This is a genomic window from Amycolatopsis mongoliensis (assembly GCF_030285665.1).
Lineage (GTDB): Bacteria > Actinomycetota > Actinomycetes > Mycobacteriales > Pseudonocardiaceae > Amycolatopsis > Amycolatopsis mongoliensis.
In genome coordinates, this window is the sequence record NZ_CP127295.1 from 6,189,429 (window position 1) to 6,207,709 (window position 18,281).

Consider the following 18,281-nt stretch of genomic DNA (forward strand, 5'->3'; position numbering starts at 1 on the left):
GGAAGCGCTGGCCGCGCTGCTCGGCTACGACAAGTCCTGCGTCGCGATGACGAAACCCGCAAACGCACCCCCGGCGACATCGCCGGGCGCCGGCACATCGCCCGCGCCCTCGGGCTGCCGTTCCACCTGCTCGGCGTCACCGACCCCGACGACGCCGACTTCGTCGCGCTGGTGCAGTTCGGCGACAGTGTCGTCCGGCTGGCCGAGATCGCCCGCCAGTCCGGCCGGGGCGTCGAAGCCGTCGACGAGCTGTGGCCGCTGGTCATCCGGCTCGAAGTTACTGTTGCGACAAGATTTCCGCATTCAAGGTCGATCCCGTTCAGTGCATCCTGTCGATCGTCGAAGCGATTTGAGTGGTCTAGTGGCGGAAGTCGACGATCGAGATGCCGCTCGGCTTCTTGTGTTGCCGTCGAATAGAAGTCGAGAAGCCTGATCAGCGCGGGTTCGCGATCCGGGTCGTCGTCGACTTTGCCGGTGGCGTAGAGGCGCAGGGGGTCGTGCATGCGCCACCTGTGCCGTCGGGTACCCGGCATGAGCAGGTGGGCGCGACGCAATTGTCCCGGCAAACGCCGCCCGTTACCGATGCTCACTCCGGCAAGAGCCACTGCGGCGTCAGTGTCAATCTCGGTGCCAGGGTTCAGTGTCAATAGGCGGAACATTCTCGCCTGGTCGTTTGTCAAGTGGTGGTACGACAAGTCGAAAGCACTTCGGATTGCCAGGCTGGCGTCATGGTCCGGTTCTTCCAATCTGCGCTTCTCGTCCGCCAAGAACTTGGCCAATTCGGCAAATGGCTGTGCTGCCAGTTTCCTGACCGCGTCAGGAGCGGATCCGATGCGCTCATCGTCAGGGCTGGTATCAGTGCGGTGGGCCGCATGGGGCGTTGTGCAGTCGAGGTGGCGCCGTCAGGCGACGGGATCCCGCAGGATGGTTCGGAAGTTCTCCTGTGACGTGCTCCGGTCGAAGTAGTCGAAGTAGATCTCGTGGTGCGGCCCGTTGCGGCGCAGGCCCTGGGAGTCGGCGAAGGCACCGAGCCGGGCCATCGTCTCGTCTTCGCCGGCGAACGGGCCGTGGTGGGTGACCTGGACGACTTTGCCTTCGGCGTAAGGGAAGAGGGACAGTCCCGGCGCAGCGAGGTCGGCGGGAAGCTCGGTGTCGTCAGGTACGCGGACGATCAGCCGCCAGCGCAGGTGCTCCAGCGGCACGGTCCAGTAGAACCCGGCGATGCCGACGTCGCCGTGTCCGGGGTCGAACCAGTAGAGGCCTTCGACCAGGCCGTCGTGGCCGAGCCGCTCGGCCGCCGCGACGAGTGTCGCTTTGCGGGCGTAGAACTCGTCGGTGCCGGGCAGCCCGGCACCGGTCACCGACAGGAAGGTCGCGGCGCCGATGGTCGCGATCTCGGGCTCGGCGGGGAAGGTCATCAGGTTCTCCTCGGGCGGGTCAGAGGTCGGTGAAGGTGGTGCCGGCGATGGCGGTTGCCAGCTCGGGCCCGTAGGCCGACGCCGGGGTCTGGTAGCCGGCGGTGAACCGGCCGTCGAGGACCCGGCGGGCGATTTCGACCGAGCTGTGCTGGGTGAACGTGTAGCCGGTGGGGGTGGTGACCAGCGAGCGGGCGACGCGGCCGTCGTGGCCGGTCACTTCGGCCAGTGCGAAGTAGCGGCCCTGTGCGCGCTCCTCGGCGGTGGGTCCGTCGCCGGTGGTGGCGGGAAATCCGTCGTCGGTGCCGAGGTAGACCTCGACGTCGCCGAGACCGGTGGAGTGCGGGGCGGTGATCAGGTCGCCCATCGGCACCGGAACGCACTTCTCCGGGCCGTTGCCGAAGTCGAAGGTCCGGGGTGCGGTCGTCTCGAGGCGGACGAGCTCGCCGGAGCGGCGGACGAGGATGCCGAGGTCCTCGATGCCGGCCGAGCTGGCGAGCGAACCGCGGGAGAAGCCGCCGGTCACGCGCAGCGCGATCGTGAGCTTCTCGGGCTCAGCAGTCCTGCGGGCGGTGTGCAGGGCGAGGCAGTCGCTGGGCACCACGTCCCAGCCGGTGCCGGACATCAGCATGACCCCGGCCTGAGTGGCCCGGGAGTCCAGCGACTCGGCGAGGGTGAAGGTGTCGAACTCCGCGGTGGTGTCGAGGTAGTGGGCGCCGGCCGCGAGGCAGGCTTCCAGCAGCGGGCGGGCGGTGTGCCGGAACGGGCCGGCGACGTTCAGGACGCAGTCGATGTCCTCGAGCGCGTCACGGGCGTCGCTGGCCTCGAACGTGCGGGCTTCGACGCCGAGTTCGGCCGCGAGTTCGGTGACGCGGCGCGGATCGCGGCCGGCCACGACGACGTCGAGGCCGGTTTCGACGGCTCGCCGGGCGACGAGCTGTCCGGTGTAGCCGGTGGCGCCGTAGACGAGAAGACGTCCGTGCACGGGATTTCCTTTCACTGGGCGGGTTCGATGACGACGCTAGGGCGGTACCCGGACAGGTCGGGTCCGGGAAGGCCGCCCGATCGTGTGATCCGGCGGACACCGTTTCCCGGACCCGGCCTGTCCGGGTTCTCGGTTACCGTCGCGCCTCACCATCGACGACAGGGAGAGCCATGAGTCTCGAAGAAGCCGACGCACGCGCGCTGCAGGTGCGCGCGCTGTACGAACAGCTCGAGAACCGGCTGCTGGGCCGCACCTGGACCCTGCCCGAGCTGGCGCTCGGGTTCACCAACGACGCCGCCTACGTCGGCCGCCTGGTGCTCGCGGCCGAGCGCACGTGGGACATCGACGGCGACGTCGACGCCGAGCTGCGGCACAAGCTCGCCGAATGCCTGTGGTGGGTGTTCGTCCTCGGCGACCGCCTCGGCGTGGACGTCCCGGCGGCCTATGAGTCCACGATGGACAAAATCGGCGGCGGCCTCGAACGCGCGGTGCGTGGCAAGTCGTCCTAGGAGCGCCACACCCCGGAAGCCGTGACCTTCCGGTTTCCGGGCCGCCGAGTGATGCTCGAGGAACGACTTCCGCCACGATCCGAGGGACCACGATGCTCGCATCCACGCACCTGCCCGGCAGCTCGATGCTCCGCGTCACGACTCGTGCCGTCAGGCCCGAAAGGCGGCCGGGCGGTAGCCTCGACGCCATGGCCGCTGCCTCCTCCACACCGCTGGGCGAGTTCCTGCGCGCCGGCCGAGCCCGGCTCGACCCCGCCGACGCGGGGCTGGCCGGCGCGGGCGGCAACCGGCGGGTGGCCGGGTTGCGCCGGGAAGAGGTCGCGGTGCTGGCCGGGGTCAGCGCCGACTACTACGCCCGCCTGGAACAAGGCCGCGAACGCAACCCCTCGGCCCAGGTCCTCGCCGCGATCGGCCGGGCGCTGCGGCTGACCGCGGACGGCAAGGAGCACCTCTACCGCCTGGCCGGGCTCAACCCGCGCCTCGGCGGCGCGAGCGACCGGGACGCCGTGCACCCGTCGCTGCTGCAGCTGCTCGAGGCCTTCCCGGCGTCGGCGGCCTACGTGCTGAGCCCGAGCTTCGACATCCTGGCCACCAACACCCTCGCCTCGGCGCTGCTGGCGCCGTTCGAGGGCATGCGCAACATGGTCCGCGTCCAGTTCACCCACCCCGCGGCGAAAACGGTGTTCGTCCAGTGGCCGACCGTCGTCCGCGACACCGTGTACGCGCTGCGGCTCAACGCCGGGCGCTTCCCGGACGACCCGGAGATCGCCGGCCTGGTCGAGGAGATGCTGGAGATCTCCGAGGACTTCCGGAAGCTGTGGTCCGACCAGCTCGTCGGCGCGCTCACGCGGGCGTTCAAGGTGTTCGTGCACCCGGAGGCGGGCCGGGTCGAGCTGACCTACCAGACCTTCGACGTCCACGACGCGCCCGGCCAGCAGCTGCTGGCCGGCACGGCCGAGCCGGGCAGCCGCAGCGCCGAGGCCTTGGCCTTCCTCGCCTCCCTCCACGCCGGGCACTGACCCCGGAGCCATGCGCTTCGCCGACGAGCTGGTCGGCCCGGCCGTCGTGTCCGCGCTCGTCGCCGCGGTCCGCCCAGCCGCGCCCCAGCCGCACGCCCTCCTCGCCGCGGCCGACGCCCTACCGCCGCTCACCCTGCGCCGGCGGGGACGGCTGGTCCGCGACGCCCTGCTGACCGACCTGCCCGGCTCTTACGCTTCCTTCGCCGCCACCATGCGGACGGCGCGCGAGCGGTCGCCGTCCTTCCGCGGGTGGCTGATCTGGCCGGTCACCAGCGCGGTCGCGGTCAAGGCGATCGAGGACGGCACGACCGCGGCCTTCGACGACGCCCTGGCCCTGCTGGCCGAGTTCACCCCGCTGCTGACCTCGGAGTTCGCGCTGCGCGCACTGCTGCGCCACGACCTCGAGCGCGCCCTCGCCGTCGCGAGGACGTGGACCACGCACGACAGCGAGGACATCCGTCACCTCGCTGCCGAGGGGACCCGCCCGCTGCTGCCGTGGGCCGACCGGGTCCCGGGATTGCGCGCGGAGCCCCGGCGCACCCGGCCGATCCTCGACGCGCTGCACCGGGACCCGAGCGAATACGTGCGGCGTTCGGTCGCCGCGCATCTGCGGGACGTGAGCCGGCTCGACCCCGACCTGGCCGTGGCGACCGCGACGGTGTGGAGCGTCCAGCCGACCGAGGACGTCGCCCGGCTTGTGGCGCACGGCCTGCACGGCCTGGTCCGGCGGGGGCATCCCGGCGCTGCCGGGCTGCTCGGCGGCTGAGCCCGGTTCAGCTGTTGTGCTCCGCCAGTGCGAGGGCGCGGCGGCGGACCGCGTCCCGGACTTCGGCGGGAGAGACGACGGTCAGCGGCAGGCCCAGCCGGACCAGGCGATCGGCGAGGGACTCGACGTCGGTGCCGCCGAGCTCCACGATCGTGGCGTCCGGGCCGTCGGGCCGGTGGACGCCCTGGGGCGGCGGGACCGCGCGCATCGCCTGATCCAGGGGGACGTGCAGGCGCACGACAGCGTAGAGCGGGTAGCCACTGGTGAGGGTTTCGGCGACGAACTTCGCGGCGTCCGGTGGGTCGTCGACGCGCACGACCTGACCGGTCGGTTCGGCGCGGACGACGCGGTCGGCCCGGAAGGTGCGCCACGCGCCGCGGTCGGCGTCGCGCGCCACCAGGTACCAGCGGTTCCCGGTGAACACCAGCCGGTGCGGGTCCACCATGCGCGTGCTGCCGGTTCCGTGCGCGTCCCGGTAGGACAGTCGCAAGCGCTCGCTGCGGCGGCACGCCGTGGCCAGGCCGGCGAGCAGGCCGGGCGACAGCGGCAGCCCGCCGGCGCGGGTGGTGTGTTCGAACACGTCGTCCATCGCCCCGAGCTGGGTGGCCACCCGGGCGGGCAGCAGCTGCCGCAGCTTGAGCAAGGCCGACAGCACGGCCTGGTCGTCACCGAGCAAGCCGGTCTGGGCCGCTTCCCGCAGGGCGACGGTGACGGCGAGCGACTCCTCGTCGTCGAGCACGAGCGGGATCTGGTGGTGCCCGGGCCGCATCCGGTAGCCACCCCACCGGCCCGGGTCGGACTCGACGTCGTAGCCGAGTTCGCGCAGGCGCGCGATGTCGCGGCGCACGGTGCGGTCGGTGACCTCCATCCGCCGGGCGAGCTCGTCGGCGGTCCAGCTCGGCCGGGACGAGAGCAGCGACAGCAGGCGCAACAGGCGTGAGGAGGTACCGATCACACGGTTCGACGCTACCGGACCACAGTGGACGTTCACTCCTCGGCGGCGTTGTTCCACATCCGGAAGGTGCCGACGCGGCCGTTCGACGCGAAGGTCAGCGTCCAGAGGTTGTCGAACGCGCCGAACTCGGCGTAGGTGCCGCGCCCGCGCACCGCGGCGGTGTCGCCGGTGATCATCAGGATCTCCCAGTCGAAGGTCCAGCCGTTCTTCTGCCATTCGTCGCGGCCTTGCCAGCCTTCGACGATCTCGTCGCGACCGATCCAGTCGGTTTCGTACGGCCGTTCGTGGTACTCGGCTGTTTTGGTGAAGAGCGCTTCGATGTCTTTGCGCGCGCTGGTGGTCCAGGCGTGCACGTACTTCTCGATCCACTTCTCGACCACGTCCCGGTTCGGCATGGTGCTCCCTTCGCTCACCCTCGATCTTCGGACCGGAACGTCCGCCCGGGAAGGCACGGGCTTCCTGGGTGTGGCACACCCAGGAGCACGCGGCCTTCCCGCCGGGCTCGCGGCCGGGCATCGTCGGCCGGGTACCCACCACATCGGACACGGAGAACCGGATGCCTCTCACCGACTACCGCACCCTCGGCCGTTCGGGGTTGCGCGTCAGCCCGCTCGCGCTGGGCGCCATGAACTTCGACGACGGAAGCTGGGGCTCGGCCCCGGAGACGTCGTTCGAGATCCTCGACCGCTACCTCGACACCGGCGGGAACTTCGTCGACACCGCCAACATGTACAACGCCGGGGCCTCGGAAGAAACCCTCGGCCGGTACTTCGCCGCCCGGCCAGGCCGCCGGGACCGGATCGTGCTGGCGACCAAGTTCACCGGCAGCATGGACGCGAGCGACCCCAACTCCGGCGGCGCGGGCCGGAAGGCGATCCGCGCGCAGCTCGACGCCTCCTGCGCCGGCTGAACACCGACCACGTCGACCTCTACTGGATGCACCAGTGGGACCGGCACACCCCGATCGAAGAAACGCTGTCCACACTGGACGACCTCGTCCGCGCGGGCAAGGTGCACGCCATCGGCCTGTCCAACACCCCGGCCTGGTGGGTCGCCGAAGCGGCCACGATCGCCCGCCTCCGCGGCTCGGTGCCGGTCGCCGCACTGCAGGTGGAGTACTCGCTGCTCGCCCGCACCGTCGAAGGCGAGACGTTCGGCGCCGCCCGGCACTTCGGCCTCGGCGTCACCCCGTGGAGCCCGCTGGCCAGCGGGGCCCTGTCCGGCAAGTACTCCCGGGCCAAGACCACGGCCGAAGGGTCCGGCCGCTCCGCCTACGCGGGCACGCACCTCACCGAATCGACCTTCGTGCTGCTGGACGCGCTGGAGAAGATCGCCGCCGAGCTCGGCACGACCGTCGCCGCGACCGCGCTCGCGTGGGTCCGGCAGCGGTCCGAGGTCACCGCGACGCTGATCGGCGCCCGCACCGTGGCCCAGCTCGAGAGCAACCTCGCCTCGATCGACGTCACCCTCACCGCCGAGCACCTCGCCGAGCTCGACGGTCTCACCACGCCGTCCCTGAACTACCCGCACGCCGTGAGCGAGTCCATGGTCGGGTTCCAGCAGGGCGACACCACCATCAACGGCCTGTCCGCGCAGGCTTTCGTCCGCTGAAAGGCTTTTCCGTGACCATCACCTTCATCACCGGCGCCAACCGCGGCATCGGCTACGAAGCCGTCCGGCGGTTGGCCGGCCTCGGCCACCAGGTCCTGCTGGGCGTCCGTGACCCCGAACGCGGCGCGAAGGCCGCAGCCGAGCTGGGGGCCCGGTTCGTCGCCATCGACGTCACCGACCAGGCTTCGGTCGAGGCCGCGGCCGCCGACGTCCTCGCGCACGAAGGCCGGATCGACGTCCTGGTCAACAACGCCGGTATCGCCGGCCCGGTCATCACCGACATCCACGACCTCACGGCCGCGGACGCCGAGCGCGTCATGCGGACCAACTACCTCGGCACCCTCCGCACCACCCGCGCCTTTCTCCCGTTGCTGGAAAAGTCGGCCGCGCCGCGCATCGTCAACGTGTCCAGCAGCATGGGGTCGTTCGCCCGGTCGCTGGACCCGGCCACGCTGGAGCACGCGAACCCGCTGCCCTTCTACCAGCCGAGCAAGTCGGCGATCAACATGCTCACGCTGAAGTACGCCGAGGCGCTCCCGCGGTTCCGGGTCAACATCGCCGACCCGGGCCCGACCGCCACCGAGATCAACGGGTACCTGGGCACCCAGACCGTCACCGAAGGCTCCGACGCGATCATCGAGCTCGCCACGGTCGCCCCGGACGGACCGACCGGCAGCTACCGCGACCGCGACGGCGTCGTCCCGTGGTGACCGCCGAGGACCGCGCGGAGATCACCGAGCTGATCCGCGCCCGCGCCCGCGCGGTCGACGGCGGCGATCGCGCGGCCTTCACCGGACTGCTGGGAGGAGCCACGGTGGTCGTCGCGGGCCGCGAGACCACCGGCCCCGCTCTCGGCGACCTCATCGCCGAGGGCACGCAGCCCACCCGGCACCTGGTGACCGACGTCCGCTCAGCCCGGCCGGAACCGGTGCGCACGCCGAGAGCTGCTTCACGCTCGTCGGGTCGCTCCGGCTGGTCGCCTCCGGTCGTCATCGCGATCAGCCGGCCCGGCGCGACGGCCGGTGGACGTTCACCCGGCACGAGGTGCTGGTGGACCGGAGCCTTGCCTAGATGCCGGCCAGGACGCGGGGGTCACCCTCGGTCCAGGCGTTGTCGACCGTGACGCGCTGGATGACCCACACCTCGCCACGGCGGACCAGGTCGACGTCGTAGCGGTTGGTCATGAGGACGTGGCGGGAGTGGTCTTCGCGGGGAAGGTGCTGGCAGGCCATGATGCCTTCGAGGTGTGCCTGGTCGCCGTCGAGGCTCACCCGGGGGTTGCTCAGGGAGTGCGTGGTGTCCAGGTGGCTCAACGACGCCGACAGGGCCGCGGCGATCGTCTCCCGGCCTTCCACCGGCGGGTACTCCTGGCCGGCTTTCTTCGTGGCCGGACCGAAATCGGCCACCGCGTCCTCGGCGAACGCCGAGGCGAGCAGGTCCTGGTCCCGCAGGTCGAGGCCTGCGGCGTAGCGGTAGAGGGTCTCGACGACGGCGAGCTTGTCCGCGGTGGCCGTGGGGTGCGACATGGGCGTCCTCAAGTGGTGGGATGGGGCTCTTCCGACCGTAGACCTCTAATCGACACCTGTCGAATAGTGGTACTGTCCGAAGCATGCCCGAAGTGGATCCGCGGTTCACCCGCTCGCGTCGCGCGATCGCGGACGCACTGGCCGGACTCATGGAGCGGACGCAGTCCTGCCCGTCGGTCTCGGCCCTCGCCGAAGCCGCGGGCATCCACCGGGCCACCTTCTACAACCACTTCGACTCGGTCGAAGAGGCCGCGGTGTACGTGATCGCGGACGAGTTCCGCGTTCTCCACGACCTGAACATCAGCGACCGGCGGAGGGGCGCGGACCCCGCGACGGTGGCCGTGGCGACGCTGAACGCCATGCTCGACGCCCTCCGCCGGCGCAAAAGCCTCTTCCTGGTGGCATCGACGTGGCGGTCGCCGAGCGGGCTGATGGGAATCGGCGATCTGCTCCTGGACCGGCTCCGCGCTCTCCGGCACGACCTGGGTGCCGAGGGCCGGCAGTCCGGCCCGCACAATGCGATCGAGGACGTCTACGCGGCCTCCGGCGTACACGGAGTTTTCTCGGCCGCAATCGGGGGAACCGCCGACTGCGACCAGGGGGAGATCGCCGTCCGGTTGTACGCCCTGCTGCCCGAGTGGGTTCGTCAGCCGCCGCAGCCCGGGCCTGCGCCACCACTTGAAGGGCCTTGAGTGCCTGCGCCTGCTTTCTGGGGCCGACCTGGGCGAAGTCTCGGGCTGTGTGCCCGGATCTCGGCTGAGCTGCGCGCTCTCATCGGCTACTTGTTGAATAGCGGTACGACCGATGCCGGGCCAGGCTTGGTCGAGGTGTTCGACGGGTGGCTCTCTCATCGGCTGCCCACCACGCTGTCGGGTGTGGCTCTCACATGGCGTGCCGCCTGTCGAGCACCGTGGCGGGGTGTGGCTCAAGAGGGGTCTGCTGAGCTCGAAGTAGCGCTGCCCACCTCGCCTGATACCCATGAGGGACGGCGAGGAGAACAGCGTGACACCAATGATCATCGGCGTGGATCCGCACAAGCGGTCCGCCACCGTCGAGGTCATCGACGAGCGCGAGCACGTGCTGCACACCGGACTACTCCACAGGACGCGGGGGACCTCTGGCAGCTGGCGGAAACCGCCGCCGCAGGTATCCAGGTGTTCGTGACCTGGGACGAGGGGCTGCGCAACGTCATCGCTCCGATCCTGCTGCAACTGGAGGACGTGCCTGAAGCCGCGCAGCTGCGTGTGCTCGACCCGAACCGGCTGTATGTCCTGCTGGACGAGTTGGCGCACGCGGCCGCTTACCGACCCGACAGCCTCGAGGGCACGGAGTTCCGCTCAGGCCGAGCCGGTGCAGGCGAGGAAACAGTCCTCATGGCGTTTCTCGATATCGAGCGAGGTGAACGCCGCACCGACTTGCGCGACCGGCTCGGGGAGTTCGCCCGTACGAGGAAACATCACCTGATCGTGCGGGCACCCGATGGGACTCCCGTTGCGTGCTATGCGACCGAGTTGGACGGTGGTGTTCTTCGAGTTCCGCTGCTCCGTCTGGCAGATCACGCGACGGCCGGTACGGTTGGTCGCCAGCTTCTCTGGCTGCTGCGCAAGCAGGCTCGGACGTCCGGGGCGCAGGTGGTCGAGATCGGAGATCCTTACCTGTGCGTGTCCTTCGAACGGATTATCGGGTACGAGTCCTACCAGCGTGTCGGCCAGAACTGGTACTCCTGCGTCGTCGATGTGCTCGGTACTGCGGCGCAGGTCGGGCGGCCCGAGCTGCTGCTGTCGCGTCGCGCGGACATCGCGCTCGGTCGCGAGCAGGTCCACTACCGCAGCGGCCGCGGCAGCGCGCTGCGAGAACCAAGCCGCGTGGTCTGGTACGTGAGCCAAAGTTCGACGACCGGCTCCGGTCGGTTCATCGGCACATCTCTGCTCGACGGCATCGACAAGGGTCGCGCGGAAACACTGTTCGCGACTTGCAGCCACTACGGCGTCTTCCGGCTCTCCGACATCCGCGCCGCGGCGAAGGACGGGTACGCGCAGGCCCTTCGCCTTTCCGACACCGAGCTGTTCGCATCGGACGTTCCTCGTCATGCCGATGACCGGCTGCGGAAGCCGCTCGGTGGTCCACAAGTGCCGCTGTCACCGACCCGCATCGCCAACCAGCTGTTTGCCGAGCTGTATGCGCTGGGACAGCGGCGGGAGGATGGGAAGTGATCCGACGTAGACCCGTCCGCCTAGCACAGAGTCATGTTCCAACACGGACGGCGTTGACGTCGTTTTGTCGGTGCACTCGGATAGTCTCCGCCTGTGAGCGAACGCAGGACGACTCCGACGACGGCTTCGGAAGACTGCGAACCGCGGCCATTGGTTGTCGTTACGACCGCGATTCGCTGAAGCCATTCTGGACGGCTCGAAGACAGTCGAGCTTCGCCGCACGCGACTGCAGGCACCCGCCGGAACCCGTCTGGTGCTTTACGCTGCATCTCCGGTCATGGCGGTCGTCGGAGTGGCAACGTTGGAGGCGGTGGAGTCGGCATCGCCGAGTCGGATCTGGCGGCGGCATCGTCTTGTGGTCGGTCTTGACCGGCGCGAGTTCGACGCGTACTTCGCGGACGCGCGGCGCGCAACGGCGCTGATCATCAGCTCGCCCCAGCGGCTTGCCGAACCCCCGGACCTCGCCACCAGGCGAGCTGAAACCGGTTTTCGGCCGCCGCAGAGCTCGCGGTACTTGACTGCGGTTGATCCTCAGGTGCTGCACCTGGTCGCCGCGGGCTGAACGTCAAGCAGTCGACGGCAGGCATAAGGGTTCGTCTGCTCGCCTCAGCAGCGCTTGTTTCGCTCTTCGTCCGACAACGCCGCGGGCCGGTCCGCGAGCGGGCCGCCTTCGCGAAGCAGGGAACCGAGGGATCCGAGAGGCTCGGGGACCAGGCTGTACCAGCTCCAGGTGCCGCGGCGCTCACGCGTGAGGATGCCGGCGGTGACGAGGACCCGCAGGTGGTGGCTCAGGGACGGCTGGGGCATGTCGAAGTCCTCGGCCAGGTCGCAGAAGCACGCTTCGCCGCCGGGTGAGTGCCGAATGAGGGAGACGAGCCGGATCCGGACCGGGTCGGACAGCGCCTTGAACAGCTTCGCGGCCGTCTCGGCCTCGGTGTCGGTGACGACGGCTGCGGGCTCGGCCAGCAGGAGGGTCACCGCGACCGGCTTCTGCCGGACGTGACCGTTGGGCGCGGCCATGGCTCCTCCTCGGCGGCTCGGTGACCTCGGCGTTGTCGATCGTACCTCAGCTGGATTGACAAGAGTCGATCCAAGCGTCTTCAATTGAATCGGCAGACTTCGATCCAGGCCGGTTCGCTCGAGGAGAGCTCATGACGCACGCCACGGACGGCTTGCCCGCACGCGCGGTCGGGCTGCAGCTGGACCGCATCGCCGACGAGCTGGCCGACCGCTTCCACGGCGTGTTCGGTCGCGAAACCGTCGAGCTGTTCGTCCGCGAGACCTACGACTTGTTGGCCGAGCACGCGACGGTCACCGTCCACCTGCCTGCGCTGACCGCCCGGTTCGCCCGCGAGCGGCTGCTCGACCTCGGCCGGGCCGAAGGGCTGACGCAGGTGACCGTGCCGCAGGTGTTGTTCCTCTGCGTCCACAACGTCGGCCGCTCGCAGATGGCCGCGGCCCTGCTGGACCACCACGCCTTCGGCCGGGTCACCGTGCGCTCGGCCGGCTCGCAACCGCAGGGCGAGATCCCGGAGATCATCACCGCTGCGCTGCGGGAGCTGCACGTCCCGCTGGAGGCTGCCTACCCGAAGCCGCTGACCGACGAGGTGCTGCGCGCTTCCGACGTGGTAGTCACGATGGGCTGCGGCGACGCCTGCGCGATCTACCCGGGCAAACGCTACTTGGACTGGGACATTCCCGACCCGGCCGGCGAGCCGCTGCACGTCGTGCGTCGCATCCGCGACGAGATCGACCGCCACGTGCGTGGGCTGCTCGACGAGCTCAGCAACCAGCCATGACCACGCCGAAAGGAACTCCGATGGCCCGCACTCCCGAGGTGCTGTTCGTCTGCGTGCACAACGCCGGCCGCTCGCAGATGGCCGCCGCGCTGCTGCAGCACTACGCGCTCGGTCGGATCGCCGTGCGCTCGGCCGGGTCCGAGCCGGCCGACAAGGTCAACCCCGCGGCCGCCGAGGCACTGGCCGAGTGGGGCTTGGACATCGCCGCCGAGGTCCCGACCAAGCTGTCCACCGAGGACGTCGAGGCCTCCGACGTCGTGATCACCATGGGCTGCGGCGACACCTGCCCGATCTTCCCCGGCAAGCGGTACCTGGACTGGCCGCTGGACGATCCCGCCGGCCAGGGCGTGGACGCCGTCCGCCCGATCCGCGACGAGATCGACCGCCGCGTCCGCGGCCTGCTCGTCGAGCTCCTCGACGCTTGACCACCCCACGACCACCTTTGGAGGCACGGTCCGTGACCGCCGACAAGACCGCCACCCCGGCCGACGCCGACGTCCTGCACAGGCTGTCCTTCCTGGACCGCTTCCTCCCGGTGTGGATCATCGCCGCGATGGCCGTCGGGCTCGGTCTCGGCAGCGTCATCCCCGGCCTGCAAGGCGTGCTGGAGGCCGTGAAGATCGGGCAGGTGTCGCTGCCGATCGCGCTCGGCCTGCTGCTGATGATGTACCCGGTGCTGGCGAAGGTCCGTTACGACAAGCTGGACACCGTCACCCGCGACAAACGCACGATGGTCTTGTCGCTGGTCCTGAACTGGATCCTGGGTCCGGCGCTGATGTTCGCGCTCGCGTGGCTGCTGCTGCCGGACCTGCCGGAGTACCGGACCGGGCTGATCATCGTCGGGCTGGCCCGCTGCATCGCCATGGTGATCATCTGGAACGACCTCGCCTGCGGCGACCGTGAAGCCGCCGCCGTGCTGGTCGCCCTCAACTCCGTGTTCCAGGTGATCATGTTCGGGGTGCTCGGCTGGTTCTACCTCGACCTGCTGCCCGGCTGGCTCGGCCTCGACACGACCAGCGTCTCCTTCTCGCCCTGGGAGATCGCACTGTCCGTGGTCATCTTCCTCGGCATCCCGCTCGCCGCCGGCTACCTGTCGCGGCGGATCGGGGAGCGCAGCAAGGGCCGCGAGTGGTACGAGGGGAAGTTCCTGCCGAAGATCGGCCCGATCGCGCTGTACGGGCTGCTGTTCACGATCGTCGTGCTGTTCGCGCTGCAGGGCGAGACGATCACCTCGCGGCCGCTGGACGTCGCCCGGATCGCGCTGCCACTGCTGGCGTACTTCGCGATCATGTGGGGCGGCGGCTACCTGCTCGGCAAGGCCTCTGGCCTGTCCTACGCGCGCACGACGACGCTGGCGTTCACCGCGGCGGGCAACAACTTCGAGCTGGCGATCGCGGTGGCGATCGGCGTGTTCGGTGTGACCTCCGGCCAGGCTTTGGCCGGGGTGGTCGGCCCGCTGATCGAGGTCCCCGTCCTTGTCGGGTTGGTCTACGTCAGCTTGTGGCTGCGCAAGCGGTGGGTCGAGAAGACCCCGCAACCGAAGTGACGTCCTCGACGCAGGTGGTCGTGGTCGGCGGCGGCCAGGCAGGTCTGGCCGCCGGCTACTACCTCCGCCGCGCGGGTCTCGACTTCGTCATCCTCGACGCCCAGACCCAGCCCGGCGGCGCCTGGCTGCACGGCTGGGAGTCGCTGAGGCTGTTCTCCCCGGCCCGGTTCAGTTCGCTGCCCGGCTGGCTGATGCCGCCCTATCGCGACGAGTGGTACCCGCCGGCCGGCCACGTCGTCGACTACCTCACCGCCTACGAGAAACGCTACGAGCTGCCCGTGCACCGCGGCGTCACCGTCACCGCGGTCGAAACCGACGCCGCCGGCTTCACGGTCACCGCCGACACCGGCACCTGGACGGCGAAGGCCGTCATCAGCGCCGCCGGGACGTGGCGGCGGCCGTTCCTGCCGGTGGTGCCGGGCAGCTTCGCCGGCCGCCAGCTGCACACCGTCGACTACCGCGGCCCGGCCGGGTTCGCCGGCCGGCGCGTGGTCGTGGTCGGCGGCGGCAACTCCGGCGCGCAGATCGCCGCGGACCTCACCGGCTCGGCCGAGGTCACCTGGGCGACCCGCCGAACGCCCCGCTTCCTGCCCGACGAGGTCGACGGGCACGCCCTGTTCGACATCGCCACCCGCCGCCGCCGAGCCCTCGACCGCGGTGCCGCCGACCCCGGCGGGGTCGCCGGGCTCGGTGACATCGTCGCGGTGCCGCCGGTGCGCCGTGCCCGCGACGCCGGAGCGCTCAACGCCCGCCCGATGTTCACCCGGCTCACGCCCGCAGGGCCGCAGTGGCCGGACGGCACCACGACCGAGGCGGACGTTGTCATCTGGTGCACCGGGTTCCGGCCCGAGCTCGGCCACCTTGCGCCGCTGAAGCTGCGCAGCACCGGCGGCCACGTCCGGACCGAGGGCACCCGCGCGCTCGACGTGCCCGGGCTGCATCTGGTCGGCTACGGCGACTGGACCGGCCCTGCCTCGGCCACCCTGATCGGTGTCGGCCGGACCGCTCGTGCCGCGGTCGCCGACATCTCTGCGCGCCGCCTGAGCTGACGGCACCGGTTCAGCGAAGGCTGGCGACGAATTGCTTGAGCTCTTCAGCCAGTACCGGCGAGGCATAGGTCTTCACCACGTCTTGCCGGGCCGGGCAGACGTCCAAGTTCGGGCACACCAGTGGAATTATGACCCGCAGCGTCTTGTACAGCTGAGCATGCGGCAACGTGCCGAGGATCTGCTTGATGCCGAAGGCGGACGCCGCGCTGAGGACTTCGGCGAGGAACTTTGGGCAGCCGACCAAAACCAGTCCCGCCCGCAACGGCATCTGCGCGTATTTGGCGTAGGTACCCGGATCGAGTCCTTTCGCCACGTTGTTGAGGCAGACGCACAGTCCGTGCTTGCGGTAGTGGACGGGGGAAGTCCACGGGACCTTGTCGATGGCACGGTTGGCCAGCCGGGCATAGAAGCCGTTCTCGTCGAAGACATAGGCGACGACGTCGCCGGCGATGTTCGAGGGGTCCCGGCTCAATGACTCCTTGGCGTGCTGGCGGCGGGTGGTCCTGCGGTCGAGCTGCGGCGCGACGGTGCGAGTCGGTGGCGCCACCGGTGGAGGTGCCGCCGATGATCGCGGTCGCGTGCTTCGCGGTACCGCCGGCGACGGGATCCACGTCGGCCGGTGGACTGGTGTTCGGGCTGTGGTGCGGCGGGCGCGTGTCCGCTGGGCTCGGCGTGCGCATTCCCGTCCGGCTTCCGAATCCTTGAAGTGTCGCCGGTTGCAGTACTGGCATTCGTACTGACTTGCGGGGAGTTTTCGATGCCGCGCCATCCCATCCACGCTAGGAACCGCGACCTCGACGGTCACTCGGCTATTCCGGTCCCTGATAAGGCGTCTACATCACACCCCGCGTTGTAATTCCTCCTTGTGAGTCAATGCAGATCATCCTCGTGAGTGGTAGGCCAACCCCATAACTGTGGCGACGACGAGCCGGACCGCCGAGATCAGGGTGTCAGTCTCCACGCGATCGGCGGTCTCGGCCGGGGTCTGATAGCCGGGCATCCCCATGCCGATTCCGACCGCGGCCAGCCCGGCCGCGGCGTAGCGGCGGTTGTCCGACGCCATCGCCCCGGCTCGCAGCGGCACGCCGGTCTCCCGGCCGGCCTGGTCGAGCGCGGCGAGCAATCCGTGCGCCGGCCCTCCTGCTTCCACAGCCGCCGCTTCGCCGAGCTGGGCGGCGCCGTCGATGTTGAGCACGACCGTGCCGGCCGGGACGGTCGGTGCGTGATGGGCCGAGCCGCGAGCGCCGGCTTCCTCGGCGTCGAGGAACGTGACCCCCAAGCCGACGCCCTCCGGGAGCGCGTCGGCGAGCAAGTGGGCGGCTTCCAGCACGACGGCGACGCCGGACGCGTTGTCCGCGGCGGCAGGCAGCCGCTGCCCGGGGTCGTCGCCGACGCCGTCGAAATGCGCGGTCAGCAGGAAGTCCGGGCCTCCGCTCGCGGAGGTACGCAGCCGCCCGTGCACGTTGGACCCGGCCACCCCGACGGTGCGCAGCGGCACCGACGCGCTGATCACCTGGCCGGCGGCCAGGCGCTCGTGCAACTCGGTGCGGACCGCGATGACCGGCAGCGCGCCGGGCTCGGGTCCGGCGATCATCTTCGGCATCCACCCGGCCTCGTCCGTCCCGCGCGGCACCAGCAGCCCGGCTGCGCCGTCGCGGGTAGCTCGCGCCGAAACCCCCAGGTCCGGCGCGAGCACCCAACGATCGGTGAGCCGGCCCGCGTCGGCGGCCACCAGCTCGGCGGTGCGTGGTTCGGGCAGGTCCGCCGACACGAGGTGTTCGCCGAATTCCCGGCGGTGCACCAGCTGCCGGTCGCCGTCGTGAAGCTCGGGTGTCCGATACAGCTCGCGCACGGCGACGGGGAACTCGTCGGCCGTGACCGTCGCTCCGAGCACCTGCAACTGCCCGGCGAGCCACGCGGCGGCCGCGCGGCCGCCCGGGGTGCCGACCCGGCGGCCGGTGAAGCGGTCCTCGGCCAGCGTGGTGACGGTGGATCGCAGGCGGCTGCCGGACACCTCGGTCGCCGCCGTGGTGGTCATCCGCAGCAGCCGGCGCCATCGGCGACAGCGTCGGCTTTCGCGCCCGGATCGCAGCAGGCCCCGGCTGCGGCGGCCGCCTCCGCGGTGCCGCAGCACGTCGTCGTGGTCGAGGTGACCGTTGCGGGCGCGGTGCCGCAACAGCCGGTCGAGGCGGGCGGGGTGAAGGCTTCGGCGGGGTCGCCGGCGAAACCGCCGGTCGTCCGGGTGCTCATCACGGATCTCCTTGCGAGGTCGAGGGGTTCAGAAGCGGGAAGGCAGCTGCAGGGCGCGGGTGCGGGCCTGGTCGAGCAGGGCGTTGGCGCGGCACTGGCTCGTGCACACCTGCGCGCACGACTCGCAGAACTCGGTGGTCGACGAGGCCGTGAGCAGCCGGCGGAGAAGCTTGATCATGGGAGCTGCCTATCTAGATGGATGTCGAATCAGTGGCTCAAGTTTGCCCATGGATTAGATGGATGTCAATATAGATGAGTGGCTAAACAGCAAGAGGGGTTGACGTTGCTCCCGGTGATCAGTGAGGGCTGCTGCGCTCCCTTGGCCGCGGAGGCCTTGTCGGCCGACCAGGCGGTGGACCTGGCGAAGGCGTTCAAGGCGCTCGGCGACCCGGCGCGGCTGCGTCTGCTGTCGCTGATCACCTCAGCGGAAGGCGAAAGCTGCGTCTGCGATCTGACAGCGGCGTTCGACCTGAGCGGCCCGACGATCTCCCACCACCTGAAGGTGCTGCGCGAAGCTGGCCTGGTCGCCGGCGAACGCCGCGGCACCTGGGTGTACTACCGGCCACGGCCGGAGACGCTCGCCCAGCTGTCCGGCCTGCTGGCCGCGCCGGGGCTCGCCTCGGTGTCCTGACCGGCTC

At 70.2% G+C, this 18,281-nt stretch carries 24 protein-coding genes and 1 pseudogene; 13 read left to right on the forward strand and 12 right to left on the reverse strand.

What is annotated here, in order from left to right; all coding sequences use genetic code 11:
- Positions 1-24: 24 nt before the first annotated feature.
- From QRX60_RS29825 to QRX60_RS29835, 3 genes are all read right to left on the reverse strand, one after another.
- Positions 25-303, reverse strand: a complete 279-nt coding sequence (locus QRX60_RS29825; protein WP_285994742.1) for a hypothetical protein — start codon at positions 301-303, stop codon at positions 25-27.
- 599 nt (positions 304-902) lie between these two features.
- Entirely contained in the window at positions 903-1,418 is a 516-nt protein-coding gene (locus QRX60_RS29830; protein ID WP_285994743.1) for a GyrI-like domain-containing protein, read from the reverse strand.
- Between the two features lie 19 nt (positions 1,419-1,437).
- Complete coding sequence (locus tag QRX60_RS29835) at positions 1,438-2,400, reverse strand: saccharopine dehydrogenase family protein (RefSeq protein ID WP_285994744.1); 963 nt, start codon at positions 2,398-2,400, stop codon at positions 1,438-1,440.
- 170 nt (positions 2,401-2,570) lie between these two features.
- On the opposite strand from QRX60_RS29835, the gene QRX60_RS29840 reads away from it, so the two are divergent.
- The 3 genes from QRX60_RS29840 (at position 2,571) to QRX60_RS29850 (ending at position 4,694) form a co-directional block, all read left to right on the forward strand.
- Complete coding sequence (locus tag QRX60_RS29840; RefSeq protein WP_285994745.1) at positions 2,571-2,909, forward strand: nucleoside triphosphate pyrophosphohydrolase family protein; 339 nt, start codon at positions 2,571-2,573, stop codon at positions 2,907-2,909.
- A 188-nt stretch (positions 2,910-3,097) separates the two neighbouring features.
- Positions 3,098-3,928, forward strand: coding sequence for a helix-turn-helix domain-containing protein (locus QRX60_RS29845; RefSeq protein WP_285994746.1), 831 nt, complete (start codon positions 3,098-3,100; stop codon positions 3,926-3,928).
- Between the two features lie 10 nt (positions 3,929-3,938).
- Positions 3,939-4,694 (forward strand): hypothetical protein, encoded by a 756-nt coding sequence (locus QRX60_RS29850; RefSeq protein ID WP_285994747.1) that lies wholly within the window; start codon positions 3,939-3,941, stop codon positions 4,692-4,694.
- Between the two features lie 7 nt (positions 4,695-4,701).
- On the opposite strand, the gene QRX60_RS29855 is transcribed toward QRX60_RS29850, so the two are convergent.
- Together QRX60_RS29855 and QRX60_RS29860 are read right to left on the reverse strand one after the other, a co-directional pair.
- Positions 4,702-5,649, reverse strand: coding sequence for a helix-turn-helix transcriptional regulator (locus QRX60_RS29855; RefSeq protein WP_285994748.1), 948 nt, complete (start codon positions 5,647-5,649; stop codon positions 4,702-4,704).
- A 32-nt stretch (positions 5,650-5,681) separates the two neighbouring features.
- Positions 5,682-6,044 carry a nuclear transport factor 2 family protein gene (locus tag QRX60_RS29860; protein WP_285994749.1) on the reverse strand — a complete coding sequence of 121 codons (363 nt, stop codon included), beginning with the start codon at positions 6,042-6,044 and terminating at the stop codon, positions 5,682-5,684.
- 230 nt (positions 6,045-6,274) lie between these two features.
- Between QRX60_RS29860 and QRX60_RS29865 the strand changes: the two are divergent.
- A pseudogene (locus tag QRX60_RS29865) lies at positions 6,275-7,260 on the forward strand (aldo/keto reductase).
- Between the two features lie 11 nt (positions 7,261-7,271).
- Positions 7,272-7,970 carry an SDR family NAD(P)-dependent oxidoreductase gene (locus QRX60_RS29870; RefSeq protein ID WP_285994750.1) on the forward strand — a complete coding sequence of 233 codons (699 nt, stop codon included), beginning with the start codon at positions 7,272-7,274 and terminating at the stop codon, positions 7,968-7,970.
- Here the strand turns inward: QRX60_RS29870 and QRX60_RS29875 are convergent.
- Entirely contained in the window at positions 7,937-8,152 is a 216-nt protein-coding gene (locus QRX60_RS29875; protein WP_285994751.1) for a hypothetical protein, read from the reverse strand. The two genes, QRX60_RS29870 and QRX60_RS29875, sit on opposite strands and share 34 nt — an antisense overlap.
- A 175-nt stretch (positions 8,153-8,327) precedes the next feature.
- The gene (locus QRX60_RS29880) at positions 8,328-8,786 is read right to left on the reverse strand and encodes a nuclear transport factor 2 family protein (RefSeq protein WP_285994752.1); all 459 of its coding nucleotides are present in this window, start codon (positions 8,784-8,786) and stop codon (positions 8,328-8,330) included.
- Positions 8,787-8,869: 83 nt separating this feature from the next.
- Between QRX60_RS29880 and QRX60_RS29885 the strand changes: the two genes are divergently transcribed.
- The 3 genes from QRX60_RS29885 to QRX60_RS29895 all read left to right on the forward strand — a co-directional run bounded on the left by QRX60_RS29885 (position 8,870) and on the right by QRX60_RS29895 (position 11,561).
- Positions 8,870-9,478, forward strand: a complete 609-nt coding sequence (locus tag QRX60_RS29885; RefSeq protein WP_285994753.1) for a hypothetical protein — start codon at positions 8,870-8,872, stop codon at positions 9,476-9,478.
- A 468-nt stretch (positions 9,479-9,946) separates the two neighbouring features.
- On the forward strand, positions 9,947-10,999 hold the full coding sequence (locus QRX60_RS29890) for a hypothetical protein (protein WP_285994754.1): 1,053 nt from the start codon (positions 9,947-9,949) through the stop codon (positions 10,997-10,999).
- Between the two features lie 154 nt (positions 11,000-11,153).
- The gene (locus QRX60_RS29895; RefSeq protein WP_285994755.1) at positions 11,154-11,561 is read left to right on the forward strand and encodes an ASCH domain-containing protein; all 408 of its coding nucleotides are present in this window, start codon (positions 11,154-11,156) and stop codon (positions 11,559-11,561) included.
- A gap of 44 nt (positions 11,562-11,605) precedes the next feature.
- Here QRX60_RS29895 and QRX60_RS29900 read toward each other — a convergent pair whose 3' ends face one another.
- Positions 11,606-12,019 carry an ArsR/SmtB family transcription factor gene (locus QRX60_RS29900; RefSeq protein ID WP_285994756.1) on the reverse strand — a complete coding sequence of 138 codons (414 nt, stop codon included), beginning with the start codon at positions 12,017-12,019 and terminating at the stop codon, positions 11,606-11,608.
- Between the two features lie 131 nt (positions 12,020-12,150).
- Here QRX60_RS29900 and QRX60_RS29905 point away from each other — a divergent pair, with 131 nt between their 5' ends.
- The 4 genes from QRX60_RS29905 to QRX60_RS29920 are packed head-to-tail and all read left to right on the forward strand — an operon-like array spanning position 12,151 to position 15,393.
- Entirely contained in the window at positions 12,151-12,798 is a 648-nt protein-coding gene (locus QRX60_RS29905) for an arsenate reductase ArsC (RefSeq protein ID WP_285994757.1), read from the forward strand.
- 20 nt (positions 12,799-12,818) lie between these two features.
- Positions 12,819-13,223: an arsenate reductase ArsC gene (locus QRX60_RS29910; protein ID WP_285994758.1), complete on the forward strand. Its 405-nt coding sequence runs from the start codon at positions 12,819-12,821 to the stop codon at positions 13,221-13,223.
- Between the two features lie 32 nt (positions 13,224-13,255).
- Positions 13,256-14,344, forward strand: a complete 1,089-nt coding sequence (arsB, locus tag QRX60_RS29915) for an ACR3 family arsenite efflux transporter (protein ID WP_285994759.1) — start codon at positions 13,256-13,258, stop codon at positions 14,342-14,344.
- Positions 14,341-15,393 (forward strand): ArsO family NAD(P)H-dependent flavin-containing monooxygenase, encoded by a 1,053-nt coding sequence (locus tag QRX60_RS29920; RefSeq protein ID WP_285994760.1) that lies wholly within the window; start codon positions 14,341-14,343, stop codon positions 15,391-15,393. Before arsB ends, QRX60_RS29920 begins: the two co-directional genes overlap by 4 nt.
- Before the next feature lie 10 nt (positions 15,394-15,403).
- On the opposite strand, the gene QRX60_RS29925 is transcribed toward QRX60_RS29920, so the two are convergent.
- The 4 genes from QRX60_RS29925 to QRX60_RS29940 all read right to left on the reverse strand — a co-directional run bounded on the left by QRX60_RS29925 (position 15,404) and on the right by QRX60_RS29940 (position 17,821).
- Positions 15,404-15,940 carry a hypothetical protein gene (locus QRX60_RS29925; protein WP_285994761.1) on the reverse strand — a complete coding sequence of 179 codons (537 nt, stop codon included), beginning with the start codon at positions 15,938-15,940 and terminating at the stop codon, positions 15,404-15,406.
- 333 nt (positions 15,941-16,273) lie between these two features.
- Positions 16,274-17,431, reverse strand: a complete 1,158-nt coding sequence (locus QRX60_RS29930) for a M28 family metallopeptidase (RefSeq protein ID WP_285994762.1) — start codon at positions 17,429-17,431, stop codon at positions 16,274-16,276.
- Entirely contained in the window at positions 17,428-17,643 is a 216-nt protein-coding gene (locus QRX60_RS29935) for a hypothetical protein (RefSeq protein WP_285994763.1), read from the reverse strand. The genes QRX60_RS29930 and QRX60_RS29935 overlap by 4 nt, the downstream gene beginning before the upstream one ends.
- Positions 17,644-17,671: 28 nt before the next feature.
- The gene (locus QRX60_RS29940) at positions 17,672-17,821 is read right to left on the reverse strand and encodes a hypothetical protein (RefSeq protein WP_285994764.1); all 150 of its coding nucleotides are present in this window, start codon (positions 17,819-17,821) and stop codon (positions 17,672-17,674) included.
- Positions 17,822-17,899: 78 nt separating this feature from the next.
- Between QRX60_RS29940 and QRX60_RS29945 the strand changes: the two genes are divergently transcribed.
- Positions 17,900-18,274 (forward strand): ArsR/SmtB family transcription factor, encoded by a 375-nt coding sequence (locus tag QRX60_RS29945; RefSeq protein ID WP_285994765.1) that lies wholly within the window; start codon positions 17,900-17,902, stop codon positions 18,272-18,274.
- The last annotated feature ends 7 nt before the right edge of the window (positions 18,275-18,281 follow it).